This is a genomic window from Pandoraea iniqua, from assembly GCF_902459685.1.
GTDB classification, from domain to species: Bacteria; Pseudomonadota; Gammaproteobacteria; order Burkholderiales; family Burkholderiaceae; genus Pandoraea; species Pandoraea iniqua.
In genome coordinates, this window is record NZ_CABPSF010000003.1 from 801,281 (window position 1) to 823,920 (window position 22,640).

Consider the following 22,640-nt stretch of genomic DNA (forward strand, 5'->3'; position numbering starts at 1 on the left):
CTCCTTACTTCGAGCCGAAAATGCGCTGCAACAGCCCCGGCTTTTGATAGTCGGTAAAGCGCATGGGCTTGTCTTCGCCCTTGAATCGGCTCACCACGTCGCGATAGGCGTCGGCCACGTCAGTGCCTTCCAGATGGATGGCAGGCGTACCCTGGTTCGACGCGTGCAGTACCGATTCCGACTCCGGAATCACGCCGATCAGCTTGATACGCAGAATTTCCTGAATATCTTCCAGCGACAGCATCTGGCCGTCGCTCACGCGCTTGGGGTTGTAGCGGGTAATCAGCAGGTGCTCCTTGATCGGCTCGCCGCCTTCGATGGCCCGTTTCGTCTTCGACGACAGGATGCCCAGAATGCGGTCCGAATCGCGAACCGACGACACTTCCGGGTTGGTCACCACCAGCGCTTCGTCAGCGAAGTGCATGGCGAGCAGTGCGCCCGACTCGATACCGGCCGGCGAATCGCACACGATGTACTCGAAGCCCATGTCGGTAAGGTCCTTGATGACCTTCTCGACGCCTTCTTGCGTGAGTGCATCCTTATCGCGCGTTTGCGATGCGGGCAGGATGAACAGGTTCTCGGTCGCCTTGTCCTTGATGAGCGCCTGGTTGAGGTTTGCTTCGCCCTGAATCACATTGATCAGGTCATACACCACGCGGCGCTCGCAACCCATGATGAGATCGAGATTGCGCAGGCCGACGTCGAAATCGATGACTGCCGTCTTGTGCCCCTGCAAGGCGAGGCCGGCGGAAAAGCTGGCGCTGGTTGTCGTCTTGCCGACACCACCCTTGCCAGAGGTCACCACAATCACTTTTGCCATCTGTCGATGCCTTCCCAAACTTGAGGATGAAATTAGCTACGAATCATTTGAGCCCGAGGGGCTCGAAAATCAGTTTGTCGTCTACCAGCCGCACCTGCACCGAACGCCCCTGAACATCGGGCGGCAGTGCATGTTCGCCGGTACGGTAGATACCGGCGATGGAAATCAGCTCAGGCTCCAGACAGGTACAGAAGATGCGCGCATCAAGCTTGCCCTTCACCCCGGCCAGCGCCCGCCCCCGTAGCGGCGCGTAAATGTGAATATTACCTTCGGCGATCACCTCGGCCCCATAACTGACCAGATCGAGCAAAATCAGATCGCCCTTTGCGTAGACCTGCTGGCCCGAACGCAACGGCTTGTCGATGATGGTCGAGGGGATTGCGGAAGGCTCCGGCAACGTCGCATTTGCGGCTTCCACCGCAGCAGCGGCAGCAGCCGCCGACGTCGCGGCTTCGCCGGACGCCTCGCCGGCAGCGTCGCCTTCGCGCGCATTGCGCGGCGCGCGACGCTCGTGACTGTCCAGACGCGGCAGGCCATCCACCACCGCCCAGTCGGTCTGCTCGGCGTTGGCCACCACGCCAATCGGCTTCATCCGGAATTCCGCCAGCATTTCCGCCAGCGCAGGGACCGCAACTCGCTCGGCCCCGGTCAGGCGCCGCACGTCGATCGCGACGGTGTCTCCAGCGAAGAACTCCGGGGTGGCTTCGAAACGTTGCGCCAATTCGGTGCGCAGCGTATCCAGTTGCGGCGTCTTGACAACGAAATGCAGGGTATCCACGGCACCGCTGCGTAACTCGAAGTACGGCGTTTTCTTTTGCGGCATGTCAGGTCGATGAGCGCGTTGCTGGCAGCGTGTTGCTGGCAAATTGGGCCATTCTACCGTCCCTCGGCCCGAAGCAAACCCAAAATAAGCGGGCGAACCCCGCGATTTGCGCTGTTTTGGTCATTATTGCGCCGCAGCAAATCAATGCATTTTGAATACGCTATTGACGTATTGAATGACACGCCAGTGTCATCCTGAACGCCTATGCTGGCGGTGGGAAAGTCCACCATGAGAAATGCTGCAAAGCAGCATCGAAAGTGCGAATTCTGTCGCGCAAGTGCCATATTCGTGACCTATCCTTAAAGTCCCTTGAGTTGGGACCCCTGTTGAAACCGCAAACCGGGAGACGAAGATGCTGAGTCATCATGAATTTGCCACCCTGATGTTGGTCAAGGACGCTCCGGAGCAAGTGGAGCTTGACCGCCCGGACCTCGAATCGTTGCTTGATAGCAAACTGATCGAATGGGAAGAGTTGGCGCCGGGTGTGAAGTCCCCGCGCCTGACTGTCCAGGGCAAGTACGTCCTTCAGGCCGTCGCCTGAGCGTCCAGCCAGAAATTAAGGTGTCTAGTAACAGAAAGCCCGCCGAAAGGCGGGCTTTTTATTTGGGTGGCGCCCGGCGGACTGTTAAGTACCGCCGGTCATTCGGGTGAATCAACCGTGCCGGATATCACGACGATGACGTCGCCAAGTGGTGTGCCGCGCAGCCGGATGCTCACGGCACCAGTTACGGTCCGCGAGCCAGGCGACGGCAACGCCGACGACCAGCACAATCACCAACATTGCAATCAGGCTCCCTGTAAGCATCGCGGCCTCCTTACTTCGTAATGGCGGGATGGCACGCTTTCATTCTAGGCAATCTCTATCGCGATGGGTACCCAAATGTGATTCGGGTATACCGCGCTCATCGCTGACAGGGAAATCTGCCTGCGATCCTCCGGCATCACGCGAAGTCCTTGCCGCAGCGCAGCAGCGCGCCGTCTGACCGGGGCCTGACGCGCGCCTGACTGCCGCCTGTCCTGCGCACTCCTACGAAGCGTCAGAGCGAATCGACCACACCGCCGTCGACGCGCAGCGCCGCCCCCGTCGTGGCCGATGCCTGCGGCGATGCAACATACACCACCATGTTCGCCACCTCGGTGGTACTGGCCGCGCGGCCGATGATCGAACTGGGCCGATGTTCCTGCACGAAGGCTGCGGCCGCCTGCGCCATGTCGGCATCGGCGGGCACGCCGGCCTGATGCAGCATCTCGGCCATGCCGTCGGAAAGCGTCGGCCCCGGCAGCACGGCGTTGACCGTCACCCCGGTGCCCCGCATGCGCTTGGCGAGCCCGCGCGACACGGCCAACTGCGCGGTTTTGGTCATGCCGTAATGAATCATGTCCTCGGGAATGTTCAGCGCGGATTCCGACGAAATAAAGATGACACGTCCCCACTCACGCGATGCCATGCCCGGCAGATACGCACGTGAGAGACGCACGCCCGAGAGCACGTTGACGTCGTAAAACCGGGTCCACTCCGCGTCCGGGATTTCGAAGAAGTCCTTCGGCCCGAAGATGCCGGCGTTGTTCACGAGGATGTCGACGTCGGGCACCTCGGAGACGAGCGCATCGCAGCCACTCTCCGTCGCGAGATCGGCGGCGACACCGCGCACCTGCGCACCGGGCACGGCCTCGCGCAATTTGGCCACGGCCGCATCGACGCCCGCTTTCGAGCGTCCGTTGACGATCGTCGTCGCACCGGCCGCCGCCAGCCCTTGCGCAATCGCGAAGCCGATGCCCGCCGTCGACGCCGTCACCAGCGCCACCTTTTCTTTCAGATCGATATGCATGTCCGGAACTCCATGATTTTTTCGTTAGGACAACTGGTGAAGTGATACTGCGCTCGCTTCATAACGTGAGCGCATCACGCGATCGCGCCACGTCATCTCGTCAGGCAATCGCGCCGCCCGCGTCGATGAGCACCGTCGAGCCGGTCGCGCTGGGCGTACCGGCGAGATAGAGAATGCTGTTGGCCACATCTTCCGCGGCCACCACGCGACGTGCGGGCAAGCGTTGCGCCGCACTGGCGTACATCGCCTCGCGATCCGCTTCCGGCAGCTTGTTCCACAACGGTGTCGCCGTCAGCCCGGGCGAGACCGTGTTCACACGCACCGGCGAGAGCTCGAGCGCGAGGCCCCGGCCGAGCGCTTCGACAGCCGCGTTGATCGCGCCCTGCACCACCGACGACGTACTCGGGCGCACGCTCAGATAGCCGGACGTCAACGTAAGCGAGCCGCCATCGTCGATCTTGGCAAAGCGGGCAACGTGAAAAGTGCCCCAGAACTTGCTGTCGAACGCGGCGTGCGCATCGGCGAGCGAGAGCTTGCGCACCGCGCCGGTCGGCGTCTGCGCGGCCGAGATCACCACGTGCTGCCACGGCGCGTGATCGGCGAAGAACTGCTCGACGGCCGCCGCATCGCCCGTATCGAGCACGACCGCACGCGCCGTGGTGCCGATGGTCGCCAGCGCTTCATCGAGCTTGGCCTGACTGCGCGACGCGATCGTGACCGCCGCCCCCGCCTTCGCAAACGCTTGCGCCGCCGCGCGGCCAATACCGGAACTACCACCAATCACCAGCACGCGCTGGCCTTCGAAATTGAACATGCCGAATCTCCTGAGAATGGAAAAGGACGAAGCAGGACAAAGCAAGAAGCAGGCGTCTGTGTCGGCGTTGGCCTGTCACGCGACGTCATGGACGCATTGTCGTCCTCATTCCAAAAGAAGATAATCCCCGGGAAAACTGAATGACTCTCTTCAAATTATTGAGAATCTACCACCGATGATCGACCAGACGCTGGACCTCACCTTGTTCGACCGCATCGTCGCCACCGGCAGCATGTCGGCGGCCGCACGCGAGTTGGGACTGTCGTTGGCCGTCGTGAGCAAGCGGCTCGGCTTGCTCGAACAGCGCCTCGGCGTGCGCCTGCTGAACCGCACGACGCGACGGCAGGCGCTGACCGAGGAGGGACAGGTCTTTCACGCGTGTTGTCAGCGGATATTGGGAGAGATTGCCGAAACCGAGCGGTTGATGACACGGCAGGCGGGCACCGTCGGCGGCGTGTTGCGCATCAGCGCGCCACGCGCGTTCGGACGGCGGCATCTCGCGGCGCTACTGGTGGCGTTTCGCGAGCGTCACCCCGATCTGAAGGTACATCTGGAGTTGAGCGATCTGTGGGTCGATCTCGTCGCGCACGGCATTGACGTGGCCATTCGCGTGGGCACCCTGCCCGACTCCAGTCTTGTGGCGCAGGAGCTTGCCCCGAACTACCGCGTGCTCGTTGCATCCCCCGAGTATCTGGCGCGGCGCGGTACACCGCGTGAAGTGGGTGATCTACAGCAACACGACTGCATCCTGTTCGGCAATGCAGCGCATGGCGACTGGCGATTTGTGTGGGCGTCGGAAACGCTGCGCGTGCAGGTCCAGAACACCTATGTGGTCGATGACGGCGACACGGCGCATGAACTCGCGCTGCACGGCGCCGGCATTGCGCAGAAATCGATCTGGGATGTAGGCGACGACATCAACGCCGGCCGGCTCGTGCGCGTACTGCCTGCGCTGCCGATACCCGCGTCGCCCTTGCACGCGGTGTATCCGCACAGCCGTCATCTGGCGCCGCGCACCCGGGCGTTCGTCGACTTCCTGCGTGATCGCCTGCGAGCGGCGTGGCGTTGGCCGCAGCATTGACGCGGGCCGCCGCTCGCGCCCGCTCGTGCCCCCTCTCACGCGCTCTTCATGCAACCCTTCAAGCGCCCTTCCCTTGCCCCGTCAGCGCCTGACGTCCGGCCGCCAGCAACGCATCCGATAACACCGGATCCGCGCCCGCGACCGCCCGCGACAACACCAGCGTGCCGACCATCTGTGAGAAGCGCGCCATCGCGGCTTGTGCGGCGTCGTGCTCCGTCATTCCCTGCGCCAGACCGGCATCGGTCAGCTTGCCAATGACATCGGCAAGCCCCTGTGCATAGCAGGCTTGCGCTTCGGGGCCGATACGAGGGGCATCGCCTGCGAACCCGGCCATCGCGCAACCACACACCACGTCGTCACGATGAGCGGGCGACAGATAGCGCTCGACGCGTTCGTCCGGCGACATCGCCGCTTGCAAGGCCACGTCGCCACCCGCCAGCACCCCGTCCGAGCCGTCCACCGCCCGCGCCAACACGGCAGCCACCAGCGCGTCCTTCGACTTGAAGTGGTTGTAGAACCCGCCTTGGGTGAAGCCCGCTTCCTTCATCAGCGCCGTCAGGCCGACCGCATCGACCCCGTGCTCGCGAAACAGCCGCTCGGCGGCGGCCACAATGGCTTCGCGGTTCTCCGCGGCCTTTTCTCTCGAAATTCCCATATTGGCTCCTGCGACACTCGCCCCGCGTCCAATCCGTTACCGTGGCGACACCGGATCGGCACACATCGCGTCAATCATCGCGTCAATCGACGCGATCGAAAAAGACAATGTCGATCACCATTGACAAAGTGACGTACTGCTCGGCACAATGCCCCTCAATGACGATGGCGATCACAATTGTCATGAAGTATAGCTGAAGCCATGCCGCACTGCGCGGCCTACATACTCCGCTGGAGCGCTGCAATGAACATCAAAGATGCTGTCGTATTTGTGACCGGTGCCAACCGGGGTCTGGGGCTGGAATTTGCCAAACAGGCCCTCGCTCGTGGGGCGAAGAAGGTGTACGCCGGGTCGCGCGATCCGGCCAACGTCACGCTGCCGGGCGTGATTCCCGTCAAGCTCGACGTGACCAACCCCGAGGAAGTCGCCGCCGCTGCACAACTGGCGGGCGACGTCACGCTGCTGATCAACAACGCGGGCATTGCGCGCGTGACCGAAGGGTTGACGCGCCCCGGTGCCGACAAACTGCTGCGCGACACGCTGGAAACCAACGTCTTCGGCATTCTCTCGACGACGCAGGCGTTCGCCGATACCCTCGGGCGCAACGGCGGCGGTGCGATTCTCAACGTGCTGTCCATCGTGAGCTGGATCAGCTCGAGCGTCATTCCCGAATATGCGATTTCGAAGGCGGCCGCGTGGTCGCTCACCAACGGCACGCGTCTGGCACTGCGCGCCCAGAACACGCAGGTCGTCGGGCTGCATGCGGGCTTCATCGATACCGATCTGACGCGCGGCTTCGAGGCCGAAAAACTCTCCCCGGCCGAAGTGGTCCGTCAGGCTTACGACGCCATCGAAGCGGGTGAAGAAGAAGTCAGCGTCGACGACCGCACGCGTGAAGTGAAGCAGGCACTCTCGCAGGGCGTCTACCTGATCGACCCGGCGTCGCAAGCGAATCAGGAATAACGCCGGACGGCGGACGCGCCAATGAAAAAACGCCGTGCCCCGGTTAGCCGGGGTCACGGCGTTTTTTATGCCTTGTTTCTTATGCCTTTTCAGACATCAGGCAGCGTCAAACCAACTCACGACTCACGCCGCCTTATCCATCTCACGTTCACCGCCCACGGCTTCGATCAGATCGTCGAGCAGTTTCGCAAGCTCGCCGGTCATCAGCGCCACATCGGCGTCGAACTTCTCGGCTTCCCCTTCGGCCGTCGGATCGGCGGCGTCTTTGATGATGTCGAGCGGCGTCACGCGCTTGATCGCGAACGCATCGGTGAGCACGAACGAGATGCGGTCGTTCCACGTCATCGCCAGCTTCGTGCAACGCTTGCCGGCTTCGATGTGCTGACGCACGTCGGCACCGTCGAGCGGGTGACGCACGTAGCGCACGGCCGCCTTCTCATCCGTATTCGAGCGCAGCTCAACGTCCTGATCGACGGTGAAGCCGCCCGGCGCTTCATTGCCGGCCAGCCACGAGGTCATCACCGCCACCGGGGCTTCGTTGAGTTCCACGTTCTCGAGCGTAATGTCGAGCGTCTTGAGCAGCAGGCTGCGCACTTCATCGGCCTTGGCGGGCGACGCGGCGTCGATCACGAGCCAGCGGTTGATCGGATCGATCCACACGCGCGTGTCGCGGCGAATGCCGAACGCACGCGGCAGCAGTTCGTCGGTGACCTGCTCCTTGAGCTCTTTCATCTGCTTGCGGCCCGGCTTGAAGCCTTGCTGCTCTTCGAGCTCGACGGCCTTGGCGCGCGTGACCTGATTGACGACGGTCGACGGCAGCAGTTTCTTCTCGGCGCGATAGGCCAGCAGAAACTGACGATTGATGCTGTGAACGAGCTCGCCGCCTTCACGCGGCGGGGCCCAGCCCTGCACTTGCATTTCGAGGCTGCCGCCCTCGCGGAACGCGTGCTTCTCGAGCGCGTCTTCCATTTGCGCGACGCTCATGGACCAACCGGCAGGAATTCGGTGCAACTGAAGATTCTTGAACCACATCGGCATCACCGCAAAAAGCAAAAGCGCGATTTTACCAGTGACGCGATGGGCGGCGCGACCGATCTTCGAAAATCAAAGGAATCGGTCGAGAATTTTCCGGCTCGGCTTGTCGAGATTGCCCGAATCGCGAATCAGAAAGTGAATGCCGTGGCTGTCCGTAATGAGCAGCGTCTGGCCGCCGAGACGGCGAATGTCTTCTTCGCCGCGCAGCACGAACGACGCTTCGCCGCGATTCGTCTCCACGGTCCACGTGCTCGGCGTGGCAAACGTGGACACGCCCTTGATGCGATGCACTTCCGGCATGAATTCGCGCGTGGCGAGTTCTTCGCGCACCAGCGTCTGCATGCTCACCGGCAGCACGTCGAGCGAGTCGAGCCAGACGAGCTCGCGCCCTTCCGTGCTCACCAGCGCCAGCCCGTCGTCGGGGGCGGCAATCGGAAACGCGCGCACGGGCACCACGCCTTCGTGCGCGACACCGCCGGCATCCGTCAGCACCAACCGGCCAAACGCATTACGCGACAGGGTGAAATCGATCTGCATGTCTATCCTCGCGTCGATCAGTTGGCCGAAAGCGGCTGTGCCGGCGCGGCCGTCACGGCGGCAATGGCGGCGGCGGCTTCGGCGGTGTCGACGGCATCGTCGATATCCGTATCGACGTTACGTTGCTGCGCCTGATACAGCTTGTAGTAAGCGCCTTCGCGGGCAATCAGTTCGTCGTGGTTGCCTACTTCGACGATCTTGCCGCGATCGAGCACCACGAGGCGGTCGGCCTTGCGCAGCGTCGAGAGACGGTGCGCAATCGCAATCGTCGTGCGGCCTTGCACGAGGTTGTCGAGCGCCTTCTGAATTTCCTTCTCGGTGGCCGTATCGACCGACGAGGTGGCCTCATCGAGAATCAGGATGCGCGGGTCGATCAGCAACGCGCGGGCAATCGAAATACGCTGACGCTCGCCACCCGACAGTGCCTGCCCGCGCTCGCCGACGAGCGAGTCGTACCCATGCGGCAGACGCAGAATGAACTCATGCGCATGCGCGGCACGGGCGGCGGCAACCACCTCGGCACGCGTGGCGTTCGGCTTGCCGTAGGCGATGTTGTCGGCAATGGTGCCGAAGAACAGGAACGGCTCCTGCAACACCAGCCCCACATTGCGGCGGAACTCCGAGACTGGCAGCGCACGAATATCCACACCGTCGATCTGGATCGAGCCTTCGGCCACATCGTAGAAGCGGCAGATCAGGTTCACGAGCGTGCTCTTGCCCGACCCGCTGTGTCCCACCAGACCGATCATCTCGCCCGGCGCAATGCGCAGGTCCATGCCGCGAATCACCGAGCGGTTGCCGTAGCGGAAACCGATGTCGCGCAGGTCGATGGCGCCCTTCACTTCTTTCAGGTGCACCGGGTTGACCGGCTCCGGCACGTTCGACACGTGATCGAGCACGTCGAAGATGCGCTTGGCACCGGCGGCGGCTTTCTGCGTGACCGACACAATGCGGCTCATCGAATCGAGACGCGTATAGAAACGGCTGATGTAGGTGAGGAACGCGGCGAGCACCCCGACCGTGATCTCGTGCTTCGAGATCTGCCAGATGCCGAAGATCCACACCACCAGCAGGCCGACTTCGGTCAGGAACGTGACCGTCGGCGAGAACAGCGACCACACACGGTTCACGCGGTCGTTGACGACGAGGTTATGGCGGTTGGCTTCCTTAAAGCGCGCGACTTCGCGGTTTTCCTGCGCGAAGGCCTTGACCACGCGAATGCCCGGAATCGTGTCGGCCAGCACGTTGGTGATTTCTGCCCAGATCCGGTCGACCTTCTCGAAGCCGTGACGCAGACGGTCGCGCACCAGATGGATCAGCCATGCAATAAACGGCAGCGGCACGAGCGTGACCACCGCCAGCCACGGGTTGATCGACACGAGAATGACCGCCGTCATGACGATCATCAGCACGTCGGTGGCGAAGTCGAGCAGGTGCAGCGACAAAAACACGCAGATGCGGTCACTTTCCGAACCGATGCGCGCCATCAGATCGCCCGTGCGCTTGCCGCCGAAGTACTCCAGCGACAGACGCAACAAGTGGGAATACGTCTCCGTGCGCAGGTCGGCGCCGATGCGCTCCGAGACCTTGGCAAGCAGATAAGTCCGCGCCCAGCCCAGCAGCCACGCCACGAGGCCCGCACCGAGCAGCCCCGACAAATACATTCCCACCAGATGGTAATCAATCGGCTGACCGTTCTGGAACGGGATCAGCACGTTGTCCATGAGCGGCATCGTCAGATACGGCGGGATCAACGTGGCGCCGGTGCCGCACAGCGTGAGCAGGAAACCCGCGAGCAACTGAAAGCGGTACGGCCGGGCAAAGCGCCACAGGCGCAGCAATGCCCATGTCGACGGTGGGGCTTCCGTTTCCGGGTTGCACTGCGGGCACTCGTCAACACCTGCCGGCAACTCGGCCTGACAGATCGGGCATGTGCCGACTTCCACCACCTCGTCGGCCAGCACCCGCCCGGCCGCAGCCGCCACGGCGATATCGCGCATGCGCACCACGGTGTCCATCAGCTGCAACGCGGCCGGGTTATGACCCAGCGTGTAGCGCCAGCTCGCCAGCTTCTGGCGGGCGTCGCACAACTCCAGCGACCCCACGCCCGCATGATCGGTATGCGTGAGCGCCAGATCCTCGCGGTACGGCCACGACTGCCAGCCCCCGGCATGGGCCGAGGCACCGCCGGCCGTCGCTTCGCGCGCCAGAATCCGGCGATCGGTCGCCACGACGACGCCCCGCGCAAAGTGCAGATGCGCGTCGAGATCGACCGTCAGCCAGGCGAGGACGGATTCTCCATCGGCCAGCTGGGCGGCGGCGTCCGGGTACCAGGACTCGGCGGTGGCATTGCGAACACCGGAAAACGGAGCAGACGAGGTGGTAGCGGCGGAAGACGGGCCACTGTCGGATGAAGCGGTGGGACTGGCGGCGGAGGTGTCGGTCATTGCTGCGGCGAGCGTGTCCTCAAGGGGCGGACATCGGTGCAAACGGAGAGAAATCGACGCGGACTTTCCCTGTCAGCCCGCGAATTTGCCGCAAGTATAACCACAGCGACGCCTTTTGCGGCGGGGAGTTCCCCGATGACACACCGCAACATTGAAATATTGTTGCGCCGGTCAACCGTTTCCGCGATCTCACGTTAAGTAACCAGTTAACTGTACAAGCGCGACCGGCTGTGCCGCCCGAAATCGGCCTCGCCGGCTTCACCGAATCCAGCCTTGACGCGTGAATTAGCCTTAGATGAAAAAGAAAGACATTGAGATTTTCGATGTCCTGTCGCTGCGCGGCCCGAATATGTGGACATATCGGCCGGTGCTTGAGGCATGGGTCGATATCGGCGAACTCGAGGAGTTCCCGTCCAACAAGATCCCGGGGTTCCCCGAGCGGCTGTCCGAGTGGCTGCCGACCCTCATCGAGCATCGTTGCAGCATCGGCGAGCGCGGCGGCTTCCTTCAGCGCCTGCGCGAAGGCACGTGGCCCGGCCACATCCTCGAACACGTCACCCTCGAATTGCAGAACCTCGCCGGCATGCCCGGCGGCTTCGGCAAGGCCCGTGAAACCCCGATCAGCGGTGTTTACAAGGTGATCGTGCGCGCCTGGCACGAAGACGTGACCCGCGCCGCGCTGTTCGCCGCCCGCGATCTGGTCATGGCCGCCATCGAAAACCGCCCGTACGACGTCGAAGCCGCCGTCGAAATGCTGCGGGGTCTGGTCGACAAGCACTGTCTGGGACCGAGCACCGCCTGCATCGTCGATGCCGCCGACGACCGCGACATCCCGCATCTGCGTCTGTCCGACGGCAATCTGGTGCAGCTGGGTTACGGCGCCGCCGCCCGCCGCATCTGGACCGCCGAGACCGACCGCACCCCCGCCATCGCCGAAAGCATCTCGCGCGACAAGGACCTGACCAAGCAATTGCTCGAATCGTGCGGCGTGCCCGTACCGGAAGGCCGTCTGGTCGAGAGCGCCGACGACGCGTGGGAAGCCGCTGAAGACATCGGCCTGCCGGTCGTGGTCAAGCCGTACGACGGCAACCATGGCCGCGGCGTGTTCATCAATCTCACCACGCGAGACGAAGTCACCACGGCGTTCGACGTCGCCCTCGAAGAAGGCAACGGCGTGATCGTCGAGCGCTTCGTGCAAGGGCTGGAGCACCGCCTGCTGGTGGTCGGCGGCCGTGTGGTGGCTGCCGCCATGGGCGAAATGGCCTCGGTGGTCGGCGACGGCAAACACACCGTCTCGGAACTCATCGAGCTGCAAATCAATAGCGACCCGCGTCGTGGCAGCGCTGAAGACCAGCCGCTCAACCGCGTGCGTATCGACTCGTCGGCCCGGCTGGAACTCAAGCGTCAGGGCTTCGACGCCGATTCGGTACCGCCCGAAGGCAAGAACGTCCTGATCCAGCGCAACGGCAACGTGGCGTTCGACGTCACCGACCGTGTGCACCCGAGCGTGGCCGCCCACGCGTCGCTGGCTGCGCGCATCGTCGGGCTGGACATCGCCGGCGTCGATCTCGTGGCGGAAGATATCTCCCGCCCGCTCGCCGACCAACGCGGCGCCATCGTGGAAGTCAACGCCGGCCCCGGCCTGCTGATGCACCTGAAGCCGGCCTCGGGCGAAGCCCGTCCGGTCGGCCGTGCCATCGTCGACCACCTGTTCCCGCAAGGCGACGCCGGCCGTATTCCGGTCGTCGGCATCACCGGCACCAACGGCAAGACCGTGGTCGGCCGCCTGCTCACGCATCTGCTGCAACTGGCCGGTGAGCACACCGGTCTGGCATGCAGCGACGGCCTGTTCCTCGACAAGCGCCTCGTGCAAAGCGGCGACCGCGCCAACTGGGACGCCGCCCATCGCGTACTCATGAACGCCAGCGTCACCGCTGCCGTGTTCGAAAACGACAGCGGCGCGATCCTCTCCGAAGGCCTCGCCTACGACCGCTGCCAAGTCGGCATCGTCACCAACATCGACCGCCCCGACCATCTGGGCCAGTACTTTGTCGAAGACGTCGACCGCATGTACAACGTGCTGCGCACACAAATCGACGTGGTGCTGCCGGAAGGCGTCGCCGTGCTCAACGCGCGTGACCCGCTCGTGGTCGAAATGGCCGAGCTGTGCGACGGTGACGTGATCTTCTTCGGTCTGGACGAGCAACTGCCGGCCATCGTGGCGCATCGCGCCGCAGGCAAGCGCGTGGTGTTCGTGCGTGACGGGCGCGTCGTGCTCGCCACCGGCGCTGAAGAAACCGTCGTGGCCGCCACCGCCGACATGCCGCTGACCTATGCGGGCCGCGTCGGCTTCCAGATTGAAAACGTGCTGGCGGCCGTAGCTGCCGCATGGTCTATGGGCGTGAAGCTCGACATCCTGCGCGCCGGCGTGACGACGTTCGACGTCGGTCAGGTCGATGCCCCGGGCCGCTTCACCGTGTTCGAAAAGCAAGGCGCGACTGTGGTCGTCGACGACGCGCACAACGCCCCGGCGCTGACCGCACTGGCGGCTGCGCTGGCGACGTTGCCGGCCGAGCGCCGCATTGCCGTCTACGGCCCGGGCCTCGACCGTATGGACGAAGACCTGCAAGCCGAAGGCAAGCTGCTGGCCCAGACGTTCGACCGCGTGGTGCTGTGCGACGACCTGAGCGTGTCGCGCAAGCGCGCGTTGCCCGAGTCGCGTGCGCAACTGCGCGCGGGTATCGACGCAGGCATCGACGCCGGTATCGCCGCAGGCAAGAAGGTGCAAGTGGTAGATGCCGGTGAGCGCCGCAGCGCCGCCGAGGAAGCCCTTGCGCAACTCGTGCCGGGCGACGTGCTGGTGCTGCAAGCCGATGAAGGCGGCGCAGCGGCCATGCTCGACCTCGTGCACTTGTGGATGGGTCAGCCGATCCGTGCGCTGGCAGCCTGATCGCCAAAAAGCATTGAAGACAGGCGGCGTTCGGGGAAGTCAAACGTCGCCTGATCTATATAGATAGCTATCGAATACCCAAGCCACAGTCGTTTTTCTCGCAAACCACCAGCCATACAGGGACGCGAAGTGGACAGACAGGGATTGCAATTTATGGAAGTCTCCCGCATCCGCGCATTGCGCGGGCCGAACCTCTGGAGCCGTCACACGGCCATCGAGGCCATCGTGACGTGCACCGATCTCGAGTACTCGATCGGCAATCTGGCCGGTTTCGAAGCCCGCCTGCGCGCGCGCTTCCCGGAACTGACGGCACTGACGCCCGACGCAGAAGAGCGTCCGGTCTCGCTCGCCGACGCCCTCGCCACCACGGCCCTGCACTTGCAGGCGGCCGCCGGTTGCCCGGTCACGTTCAGCCAGACCACGCAGACCATTGAGCCGGGGACGTTTCAGGTGGTGGTGCAGTACAGCGAAGAGCCCGTCGGGCGTCTCGCGTTCGAACTCGCCCAGCAACTGATCAACGCCGCGCTCGAAGACGCCCCGTTCGATCTGGCCGATGCCCTGTACCGCCTGCGCGACCTCGATGAAGACGTGCGCCTCGGCCCGTCCACGGGTTCGATCGTCTACGCCGCCGTAGCACGTGGCATCCCCTACCGCCGCCTGACCGAAGGCTCGATGGTGCAGTTCGGCTGGGGCAGCAAGCAGCGCCGTATTCAGGCCGCCGAAACCGACCGCACGTCGGCCGTGGCCGAATCGATTGCCCAAGACAAAGACCTGACCAAGACGCTGTTGCATGCGGCCGGTGTGCCGGTGCCGCAGGGGGGCACCGTGCGCGACATCGAAGACGCGTGGAAGCTGGTGCAGGAAATCGACGCCCCGGTGGTCGTCAAGCCGCGTGACGGCAATCAGGGCAAGGGTGTCGCCGTGCGTCTGCGCACGCGTGAAGAGATCGAGAAGGCGTTCGAAGCGGCACAAGATATCAGCCGCGACGTCATCATCGAGCGCTACATCCCGGGCCACGACTTCCGTCTGCTGGTGATCGGCAACAAGCTGGTCGCCGCCGCGCGCCGCGATCCGCCGCAAGTGACCGGCGACGGCGTGCACACCGTGCGCCAACTGGTCGAGACGGTCAACGCCGACCCGCGCCGTGGCGAAGGTCATGCCACATCGCTCACCAAGATTCGTTTTGACGATATCGCGCTGGCGACGCTCGCCAAGCAAGGGCTGAACGCCGACTCCGTGCCCGAAGCGGGCGCGCGCATCGTGCTGCGTAACAACGCCAACCTGTCGACGGGCGGCACGGCCACCGACGTGACCGACGACGTGCATCCGGAAATCGCCGCGCGTGCCGTGGCCGCCGCACAGCAAGTCGGTCTGGACATCGCAGGTGTGGACGCCGTGTGCGAAACCGTCATCCGTCCGTTCGAAGATCAGGCTGGCGGCATTGTGGAAGTCAATGCGGCGCCGGGCCTGCGCATGCACTTGCAACCGTCGTACGGCAAGGGCCGTGCGGTCGGTGAAGCCATCGTCTCGACCATGTTCGAAGACGGCGACGACGGCCGTATTCCGGTCGTGGCCGTGTCGGGCACGAACGGCAAGACGACGACGGTGCGCCTGATTGCGCATCTGATCGCACAACGTGGCCTGCGCGTCGGCATGACCGGCACCGATGGCATTTACGTGAGCGGTCAGCGTATCGACACCGGCGATTGCAGCGGCCCGCGCAGCGCGCGCAACGTGCTGCTGCATCCGGACGTCGATGCCGCCGTGTTCGAAACCGCGCGTGGCGGCTTGCTGCGTGAAGGTCTGGCTTACGACCGTTGCGACGTCGCCGTGGTGACCAACATCGGCATGGGCGACCACCTTGGCCTGTCGTACATCAACACGGTCGAAGATCTGGCCGTGCTCAAGAGCGTGATCGTGCGCAACGTCGCGCCGAACGGCATGGCCGTGCTCAATGCAGCCGACCCGATGGTCGCGCGCATGGCCGACGCCTGCCCGGGCAAGGTGACGTACTTCGCGATGGACGCCTCGCACCCGGTGCTCGCCACGCATCGTGCTAAGGGCAAGCGTGTCGTGTTCGTGGACGGTGGCAACATCGTGACGGCACAGGGCAGCGAAGAAACGCGTTACGCACTGTCGGCGATTCCGCTGACGCGCGGCGGCGCCATCGGCTTTCAGGTCGAGAACGCGATGGCGGCCATTGGTGCCGCTTGGGCACTGGCGATTGACCCCGCGATCGTGCGCGCCGGTCTGGCCACGTTCGTGAACGATGCCGGTACGGCACCGGGCCGCTTCAACGTGTTCGATTACAAGGGTGCGACCGTGATCGCCGATTACGGTCACAACCCGGACGCGATTCAGGCGCTCACGCAAGCGGTCGAAACGATGCCGGCCAAGCGCCGCTCGGTGGTGATTTCGGGCGCGGGCGACCGTCGCGACGAAGACATCCGCCGTCAGACCGAGATTCTGGGCGACGCGTTCGACGACGTGCTGCTCTATCAGGATCAATGCCAGCGCGGCCGTGAAGACGGTGAAGTGCTCGGCCTGCTGCGTGCAGGTCTGGTCGACGCACGCCGTGCCAGCCATATCGATGAAATCCGCGGCGAGTTTGCCGCGATCGATACGGCACTGGCGCGCCTGCAACCGGGCGATCTTTGTCTGATCCTGATCGATCAGGTCGACGAGGCGCTCGAGTACATCGGCAAGCGCGTGGCGGAAGCGGCGGCGAAGTAAGCCACAAGCGCAAACGCTCGATTTGCCAGAAATAGCCTTGCGTGAAAGCGCAAGGCTATTTCTTTTTTGGCGGCGGGTTTATCGCCTTTACCCTGCCTCTGCCTAGCCAGCATCGTGTGATAGATTCACGCATCGTGCGTAGTCCACAACATGACCAACTGGGCGGGGATTCATGGGAACGTACCTTGATGGCGGTGATCGAGATTCGCAAGCACGCAATCAGCATGACCCGTCAGGTCATTGTGCATGCGGCGGCACTGCGAAGACATTCGAAGATCAGAGTCCTCGCGGCGTCGCGCAGCGAAAGCTGAACCACCTCATCGCCCAAAGTCCCCGAACGCAGCAATTCGCGGCACTTCAGTCCTTCTCTGCGGCACCGCCAATTCAGCGCAAGGTCTACCGGTTACGCACGGCCGGCCGGAAGTGGGTCAGCACTGAACTGCCAGAACAGACATTCGACACCCAAGAGCAGGCCTTGGACGCCGAAAAAAAGAAGCTCTCGGACGACGCGCAAGCCGAAGCGGCGCGCGCACTCGAGGAGCGCCCCGCGGTGAACTTCCAGTTCGTGCCGCCGACGAGCGCGCCGCCGACGATCACCGATCCGACCTCGCTCGCGCTTCATCAGCATCGTGCGCATTTCGGTCCGTTGCTGACCACCGGCGGCCACGTCCACCGGGAACAGGTGAGCGCGTTGCTGCCGAGTTCCTCCGCGCCCCCGAGCATTACGAAGGACACGGCGTTCACCGGTAAGGACACGAACGCCGCCATTCTCACGAGCGGCCCAGGGGATGTTCGCCACGTTTTCGGTCCCACCGGGAACAGTACGTCGCTCGACGATCTGCCCGGCACCGATCCGTTCGCCTTCCACAAGAGTCACATTTTCAAGCAAGGGCAGCCACCAGAGGGCGTGACACTACCGGACGGCCGGAAGAAGGCGCATGCGGAAGCCAACGCGGTGCATAGCCAAGGCTTCAAGGGGGCCGTCAAAAAGAACGCCAGCGACCTTAGCTTCGTGGCAGAGGCTATGGGTATCGATCTCAGCAACCTCGAAGACGAAGACCATCTCATTGCCGCGCTGGGCCTTCCCCCGGTGACGACCGACATCGTCGAGAACCGCACATCCTGCGGGAGTCGTGGCGGCAGCGGCTATGCTGGCGGCTGCAATCAAGAGATGGCGGACACGGTGCCGAGGTATCAAAGCGAGCTGGATACCCACCTTCCTCCCGGCTTTTCATTCCTCGCGACGCAAACCGGCCTGGCGACGTTCGGCGTGTCGGCCGCCGGGTCTTATCGGCACGAGGGGAACCCGGGCATCATTACCGGCGCAGGCGGACGCATCGGCACACACCACGCGTTCGACTGGAAAACCGGTCAAGCCCGCCACCCCAAGGAAAACCTTCAGGCCTACTACGCGCGAGCGTATACACACGAACACCAACACGAACACGAACACGAGGTGCAGGCGGATGACGTCGATGAGGAAGAGGATGTCGAGGAAAACGACGATGCCGGCGACACGCTCGTGCCGGGCACGCGCGGCAAACGCACGCTGAAATCGAACGCTGAAGACCATCTGCGGGGGACGACTGCGCCTGCCCGCGTGAAGAAGCGCGGCAAGTTCACCGAGACCGAAGACGAACCGGAACCACCACCGGACCACGACCACGATCACGACGACAGCAAAGAAGAGGCGCGGGACGACACACCACCTGCCCCACCGCCAAGGCGCGTGGTCCGTCGCCCGAGGACGAAAGGCGGTAAAAAGAAATGATGGATGCGACGGCAGACGCTCACCGGATTCACGCCAAACACCGGCGAGCGGGCAACGTCGAACGCACCTGCGTCGCGCTGCACATCTACAGGCTTGAGCCCGAACCCGGCACGTTTGCCGATACGCTTTCCGCAGTCGTGCGCGCCGCCCACTGATCCTGCGTCATCACCAGCCGAAAGCCGATGTGCGACATCGGATTGCTCGGGTCGGTGCCCCGCCGGGCGCTCGTGCGATAGCCGCTGCAATACGTATCCGTACAAAGAAATGAGCCGCCACGGGTTACGCGCTTCGGCGCATCGGCTGGCGTCGCGCCGTCGTCGGGATCGAAGCTCTGCGCCGGGCCTTGCGGATCGATGACGCGCTCTCCTCGCTTGGCTTGCCCCGCCTGCTGCGCAAAATAGTCGGCGCGATACCAGTCCGCCACCCATTGCCAGACGTTGCCAGCCATGTCGTACAGACCATAGCCATTCGGTGCGTAGCTGCCGACGGGACGCGTGCCGACTTCAATCTTGGTGGCACCGGCGACTGGGAACGGCTGCATGTCGTCGTTCCAGATATTGGCCATCGCCTTCCCGTCAGGCGACTTGCTGCCGCCCCAGACGTAATCGGCCTGCGTCAGCCCGCCGCGCGCGGCCACTTCCCACTCGGCCTCGGTCGGCAGACGCTTGCCCACCCAGTCGGCATACGCCCGCGCATCGTCATACGACACCTGCACCACCGGATGGTCCTCCTTGCCTGCCAGATCGCTGCCCGGCCCCTGCGGATGACGCCAGTTGGCGCCGGGCACGTATCGCCACCAGCGCGAGGCATCGAACAGTGGCACACGTGTGTCCGTGCCGACGAACACCATAGCACCCGGCACGAGTGCTCCCGGGGCGGGCGCCGGTGTCCCCGGCGGCAACTGCCCTTTCAAATCGTCCCAACGTGGCACCTGCTCGGCGGTGGTGACGTAGCCAGTGGCAGCAACGAAGCGCGCGAACTCGGCATTCGTCACATCGTGCACGTCCATCCAGAACCCGCTGACCTGCACGGCGTGCGCCGGCCGTTCGTTGCGCTGCGAGAGACGGCTATCCGTGCCCATGAGGAAGCGCTGCGCGGGAATCCACGCCATGCGTTCGGGACCTTTACGCCCATCGCCGATACGCGGCACCGGCGGCGTGGACAGCGCCATCGGCTGCGCACCGCCGTGCGCCGACAACCACGCCCCCGCCCCACCGGCCAACGCCACGACGAGCAACGCCGACAGTGTCGAGCGACGTGACATCATTCGCATCGTTCGCATCACTCCCACACTCCCCTCACTCCCCTCACTCAGTCACGCCCGGCGCCAACACCACGCCGACACGCGACATGTACTCACGCCAGCCGCGTTTCAACCGGTTCACGATATCCGGATTGTCGGCAGCGACATCCTGTGTCTCGCCGCGATCCGCCGACATATCGTAGAGCTTCCAGTCGGGCGGACCCGCGACCGGATGCGGACCTTGTTTCATGTGCACGGACAACAACTTCCAGCGGTTGTCGCGGATGTATCGATTACCGGCGAACTCCTCACCGACCAGTGCGTCGTCGGGAAGATGCGTCTTCGTGCTGCCGGTCAGCAACGGCAACAACGAACTGCCTGTCATCGGATTGACCGCCTCACCACGGTAGCGGCTTCCGGGGTTCGCGACACCGGCCAGTTGCAGAAACGTCGGCGCGAGATCGAGTACCGAGGTCAGTTGCGCGGCCTGCCCTTGCGCGACATGCTGCCGGGGCATCCGCACGATCGCAGGCACGCTCACGCCGCCTTCCGCCGGATAACCCTTGAACAACCGGAACGGCGTCGCACTGACTTCGGCCCAGCGCGTACCCAACGCGATGTTCGAGCGGCGGCGGCCCATGTTCGCGTAACTGTTGTCGTTATCCGGACCGTCCGGATAGAACACGTCGACGCGCTCCCCCGAAGGCCCGTTATCCGACGCGAAAAATACGAAGGTGTTGTCGTATTGGCCGGTGGCTTTGAGGTAATCGATGAGCCGCCCGATGTTTGCATCGAGACTCTCGACCATCGCGGCGTACACCTCCATCTTGCGGGCTTCGGTCTTGCGTTGATCGGGCGTCAATTGCTCCCACGCGGGGTTCGCCGGTGACACCGGCAATTGTGCCGCCGGTTTGAAATCGCGCGGCACGATGCCCAACGCTTTTTGCCGTGCGAGGCGCTCGTCGCGAATCACGTCGTACCCGGCGTCGTAACGGCCGCGATAGCGATCGATCGTCTCGTCGGGCGCTTGCAGCGGCCAATGCGGTGCCGTGTACGCGGCATAGGCGAAGAACGGCTTGCCGTCGGCCCGATTGCGCTCGATGTAGCCGATCAGCTTGTCGGTGTAGCCAGTGCTCGAATAGAAGGTCTCCGGCAGGCGCACGATGTTGCCGTTCTCACGATACGACGCGCGATCGGCCGACGTGATCTTGCCCGGCGTCGGCCCGAAGTGTGCGGCGCCGCCTTGCAACAGGACGAACGACGATTCGAAGCCGCGCGCCTGCGGGCTTTGCCCCGGCGTGAGCCCGAGGTGCCATTTGCCGACCATGTACGTGTGATAGCCGCCATCGCGCAACAGGCTGGCAATCGAGAGCGAGCGCTCGTTGAGATAGCCTTCGTAACCCGGCTGTCCGACCTGATAGATCTGCAACGTCTCGGCCATCGTGCCCAGTCCGGACAAATGGTGATCGGCCCCGGAAAGCAGCATGGCGCGCGTGGGCGAGCAACTGGGGGCGACGTGGAAGTTCGTCAGGATCCGGCCCGACGCGATGAGCGCATCGAGATTCGGCGTGCGAATCTCACTACCGAATGCACCGACATCGGAGTACCCGAGATCGTCGGCAAGAATCATCAGGATATTCGGGCGTTGCGCAGGAGCGGCCCAAGCGCTCACACCCATGCTCACACCCATCGCAGTCATGCACGCGGCGAGCAGCGTGCGCACCGTACGGCGGCATACGTTCGTTCGATCATTCACGTTCAGGCTCCCCTCAGAAGGCATGACTGATGCCCAATGCCACGGCGCTCGTGTTCTCGCCGGGCAGCGGTGTCATATCGAATGCCAGCGCATACCGGCTGTTGCCGCGATTGTTGATGCGCGCATAGCTCGCGTAGAGTCGCGTGCGCTTCGAGAGGCTATGTTCGATGCCCACGTATAGCCCGGTGGCATCGCCGTTCGAGCCACCGCTCTCGTTGCGATTGACCAGCGACACCACGAGCTCGTCTGCGGCGGTGAGTTGGTAACGGCCGCCGAGTTGCCAGTCGAAGCCCTGCTGCGACGGCTTGCCCGACGTATAGATGCCGGAATAGCGATGCACGGCCGCCGTGAATTTGTACTGCCCGCGAACCCAGTATTCACCGACGAGCCACACGTCCTGCATGCTCTCGCCCGGCCGGGCGTTGTTGAAGTTGTCGTAGACCACCGATGCGAACCACGGTCCGGTCGAATAGCGCAGACCCGTGCTGGTCCCCTGCCCGCTGTTGCGGCGCTCACCGGTCGCGAGGTTCTCGCCCTGCTTGCCCAGAGACAGCGACGAGATCACCTGAAAGCCGTTCCATTTGGGCGTCTCGTACTTGATGGTGTTGTTCTCGAGCCAGCGCTCGTACGAGGCGATGACGTTGGTGATGACGCTGTAGTTGCCGGTGTAGGTCGGGTCGATGCGGCCATAGGTGGTCGCTGACGTCACGCGCATGCGCCCGAGCAGTAAGCGTCCGAAGTCGCCTTTAAGCGCGACGTAGGCATCGCGCGCCGGCGGCACCGGTGTCGTGCCGTTGTTGACCCGGAACCGCCATTCCAGCACCGCTTGGGCTTCCAGCGTGTCGGTGATTTTCTCGACGTCGCGAAACACGAAGCGCGAGGTTTGCAGACCGCCGCTTTGCATACGAGGCGTGGTCTGATTCTGCGCGCGGATGGTTTCGAAGTAGCTATCGACAACGCCGGACAGTGTCGGTCCGGTTTGCGCAAACGACGCGCCGGAACAATGCGCCAGAACCAGCGCCGTGCAGGCTTTCTTGTACATGTCTCCTCCTGTGCGAGCGCCGCCTCGTCATGTCGCGGGCAACGTCAGGGCACGGTGGTCCGGTGGCCCGGCAACGTGTGCGGGGTCCCGGTTGGGGGTGTTCGTTCGTGTGGGTAGCGGCGGGGATGCGGGGCAGCGCGG

The 22,640-nt window shown here is 63.8% G+C and carries 17 protein-coding genes; 6 read left to right on the forward strand and 11 right to left on the reverse strand.

The genetic code is table 11. From position 1 onward, the window contains the following. Positions 1-4 precede the first annotated feature (4 nt). Together minD and minC are read right to left on the reverse strand one after the other, a co-directional pair. On the reverse strand, positions 5-820 hold the full coding sequence (minD, locus tag PIN31009_RS14560; RefSeq protein WP_058378333.1) for a septum site-determining protein MinD: 816 nt from the start codon (positions 818-820) through the stop codon (positions 5-7). A gap of 43 nt (positions 821-863) precedes the next feature. Further along, positions 864-1,643 (reverse strand): septum site-determining protein MinC, encoded by a 780-nt coding sequence (gene minC, locus PIN31009_RS14565; protein WP_150790693.1) that lies wholly within the window; start codon positions 1,641-1,643, stop codon positions 864-866. Positions 1,644-1,995: 352 nt separating this feature from the next. Between minC and PIN31009_RS14570 the strand changes: the two genes are divergently transcribed. Next, positions 1,996-2,184: a hypothetical protein gene (locus tag PIN31009_RS14570; RefSeq protein ID WP_058378331.1), complete on the forward strand. Its 189-nt coding sequence runs from the start codon at positions 1,996-1,998 to the stop codon at positions 2,182-2,184. Positions 2,185-2,680: 496 nt separating this feature from the next. Here the strand turns inward: PIN31009_RS14570 and PIN31009_RS14575 are convergent, their stop codons facing one another. Next, positions 2,681-3,472: an SDR family NAD(P)-dependent oxidoreductase gene (locus tag PIN31009_RS14575; protein ID WP_150790694.1), complete on the reverse strand. Its 792-nt coding sequence runs from the start codon at positions 3,470-3,472 to the stop codon at positions 2,681-2,683. A gap of 100 nt (positions 3,473-3,572) precedes the next feature. Continuing rightward, entirely contained in the window at positions 3,573-4,286 is a 714-nt protein-coding gene (locus tag PIN31009_RS14580) for an SDR family oxidoreductase (RefSeq protein ID WP_150684350.1), read from the reverse strand. 175 nt (positions 4,287-4,461) lie between these two features. Between PIN31009_RS14580 and PIN31009_RS14585 the strand changes: the two genes are divergently transcribed. After that, complete coding sequence (locus PIN31009_RS14585) at positions 4,462-5,367, forward strand: LysR family transcriptional regulator (RefSeq protein ID WP_150790695.1); 906 nt, start codon at positions 4,462-4,464, stop codon at positions 5,365-5,367. Between the two features lie 58 nt (positions 5,368-5,425). Here the strand turns inward: PIN31009_RS14585 and PIN31009_RS14590 are convergent, their stop codons facing one another. Beyond that, complete coding sequence (locus tag PIN31009_RS14590) at positions 5,426-6,022, reverse strand: TetR/AcrR family transcriptional regulator (RefSeq protein WP_150790696.1); 597 nt, start codon at positions 6,020-6,022, stop codon at positions 5,426-5,428. A 243-nt stretch (positions 6,023-6,265) separates the two neighbouring features. Between PIN31009_RS14590 and PIN31009_RS14595 the strand changes: the two genes are divergently transcribed. Further along, on the forward strand, positions 6,266-6,985 hold the full coding sequence (locus PIN31009_RS14595) for an SDR family oxidoreductase (RefSeq protein ID WP_150790697.1): 720 nt from the start codon (positions 6,266-6,268) through the stop codon (positions 6,983-6,985). A gap of 123 nt (positions 6,986-7,108) precedes the next feature. On the opposite strand, the gene PIN31009_RS14600 is transcribed toward PIN31009_RS14595, so the two are convergent. The 3 genes from PIN31009_RS14600 to PIN31009_RS14610 all read right to left on the reverse strand — a co-directional run bounded on the left by PIN31009_RS14600 (position 7,109) and on the right by PIN31009_RS14610 (position 11,004). Continuing rightward, complete coding sequence (locus PIN31009_RS14600) at positions 7,109-8,017, reverse strand: recombination-associated protein RdgC (RefSeq protein WP_150684354.1); 909 nt, start codon at positions 8,015-8,017, stop codon at positions 7,109-7,111. Between the two features lie 72 nt (positions 8,018-8,089). Continuing rightward, positions 8,090-8,557 (reverse strand): cyanophycin metabolism-associated DUF1854 family protein, encoded by a 468-nt coding sequence (locus tag PIN31009_RS14605; RefSeq protein WP_150790698.1) that lies wholly within the window; start codon positions 8,555-8,557, stop codon positions 8,090-8,092. Positions 8,558-8,574: 17 nt separating this feature from the next. Beyond that, positions 8,575-11,004: a cyanophycin metabolism-associated ABC transporter gene (locus tag PIN31009_RS14610; RefSeq protein ID WP_150790699.1), complete on the reverse strand. Its 2,430-nt coding sequence runs from the start codon at positions 11,002-11,004 to the stop codon at positions 8,575-8,577. A 295-nt stretch (positions 11,005-11,299) separates the two neighbouring features. Between PIN31009_RS14610 and cphA (PIN31009_RS14615) the strand changes: the two genes are divergently transcribed. The 3 genes from cphA (PIN31009_RS14615) (at position 11,300) to PIN31009_RS14625 (ending at position 18,458) form a co-directional block, all read left to right on the forward strand. Beyond that, positions 11,300-13,954, forward strand: coding sequence for a cyanophycin synthetase (gene cphA / locus PIN31009_RS14615; RefSeq protein WP_150790700.1), 2,655 nt, complete (start codon positions 11,300-11,302; stop codon positions 13,952-13,954). Between the two features lie 153 nt (positions 13,955-14,107). Continuing rightward, complete coding sequence (gene cphA / locus PIN31009_RS14620) at positions 14,108-16,687, forward strand: cyanophycin synthetase (RefSeq protein ID WP_150790701.1); 2,580 nt, start codon at positions 14,108-14,110, stop codon at positions 16,685-16,687. A 172-nt stretch (positions 16,688-16,859) separates the two neighbouring features. Next, positions 16,860-18,458 (forward strand): hypothetical protein, encoded by a 1,599-nt coding sequence (locus PIN31009_RS14625; RefSeq protein WP_150790702.1) that lies wholly within the window; start codon positions 16,860-16,862, stop codon positions 18,456-18,458. An 85-nt stretch (positions 18,459-18,543) separates the two neighbouring features. Here the strand turns inward: PIN31009_RS14625 and PIN31009_RS14630 are convergent, their stop codons facing one another. The 3 genes from PIN31009_RS14630 to PIN31009_RS14640 are packed head-to-tail and all read right to left on the reverse strand — an operon-like array spanning position 18,544 to position 22,499. Next, positions 18,544-19,725, reverse strand: a complete 1,182-nt coding sequence (locus PIN31009_RS14630; RefSeq protein WP_150790903.1) for a formylglycine-generating enzyme family protein — start codon at positions 19,723-19,725, stop codon at positions 18,544-18,546. A 40-nt stretch (positions 19,726-19,765) separates the two neighbouring features. After that, positions 19,766-21,457 carry an arylsulfatase gene (locus tag PIN31009_RS14635; RefSeq protein WP_246185677.1) on the reverse strand — a complete coding sequence of 564 codons (1,692 nt, stop codon included), beginning with the start codon at positions 21,455-21,457 and terminating at the stop codon, positions 19,766-19,768. Between the two features lie 13 nt (positions 21,458-21,470). Further along, on the reverse strand, positions 21,471-22,499 hold the full coding sequence (locus PIN31009_RS14640; protein WP_150684361.1) for a porin: 1,029 nt from the start codon (positions 22,497-22,499) through the stop codon (positions 21,471-21,473). Between the last annotated feature and the right edge of the window lie 141 nt (positions 22,500-22,640).

Bases quoted from the DNA above. Each gene is read 5' to 3' on its own strand.
- PIN31009_RS14625 (WP_150790702.1), top strand. From the start codon at position 16,860: ATGGGAACGTACCTTGATGGCGGTGATCGAGATTCGCAAGCACGCAAT.
- cphA (WP_150790701.1), top strand. From the start codon at position 14,108: ATGGAAGTCTCCCGCATCCGCGCATTGCGCGGGCCGAACCTCTGGAGC.
- PIN31009_RS14590 (WP_150790696.1), bottom strand. From the start codon at position 6,022: ATGGGAATTTCGAGAGAAAAGGCCGCGGAGAACCGCGAAGCCATTGTG.
- PIN31009_RS14580 (WP_150684350.1), bottom strand. From the start codon at position 4,286: ATGTTCAATTTCGAAGGCCAGCGCGTGCTGGTGATTGGTGGTAGTTCC.
- PIN31009_RS14575 (WP_150790694.1), bottom strand. From the start codon at position 3,472: ATGCATATCGATCTGAAAGAAAAGGTGGCGCTGGTGACGGCGTCGACG.
- PIN31009_RS14570 (WP_058378331.1), top strand. From the start codon at position 1,996: ATGCTGAGTCATCATGAATTTGCCACCCTGATGTTGGTCAAGGACGCT.
- minC (WP_150790693.1), bottom strand. From the start codon at position 1,643: ATGCCGCAAAAGAAAACGCCGTACTTCGAGTTACGCAGCGGTGCCGTG.
- PIN31009_RS14600 (WP_150684354.1), bottom strand. From the start codon at position 8,017: ATGTGGTTCAAGAATCTTCAGTTGCACCGAATTCCTGCCGGTTGGTCC.
- PIN31009_RS14585 (WP_150790695.1), top strand. From the start codon at position 4,462: ATGATCGACCAGACGCTGGACCTCACCTTGTTCGACCGCATCGTCGCC.
- PIN31009_RS14640 (WP_150684361.1), bottom strand. From the start codon at position 22,499: ATGTACAAGAAAGCCTGCACGGCGCTGGTTCTGGCGCATTGTTCCGGC.
- PIN31009_RS14605 (WP_150790698.1), bottom strand. From the start codon at position 8,557: ATGCAGATCGATTTCACCCTGTCGCGTAATGCGTTTGGCCGGTTGGTG.
- PIN31009_RS14595 (WP_150790697.1), top strand. From the start codon at position 6,266: ATGAACATCAAAGATGCTGTCGTATTTGTGACCGGTGCCAACCGGGGT.
- PIN31009_RS14610 (WP_150790699.1), bottom strand. From the start codon at position 11,004: ATGACCGACACCTCCGCCGCCAGTCCCACCGCTTCATCCGACAGTGGC.
- minD (WP_058378333.1), bottom strand. From the start codon at position 820: ATGGCAAAAGTGATTGTGGTGACCTCTGGCAAGGGTGGTGTCGGCAAG.
- cphA (WP_150790700.1), top strand. From the start codon at position 11,300: ATGAAAAAGAAAGACATTGAGATTTTCGATGTCCTGTCGCTGCGCGGC.
- PIN31009_RS14630 (WP_150790903.1), bottom strand. From the start codon at position 19,725: ATGATGTCACGTCGCTCGACACTGTCGGCGTTGCTCGTCGTGGCGTTG.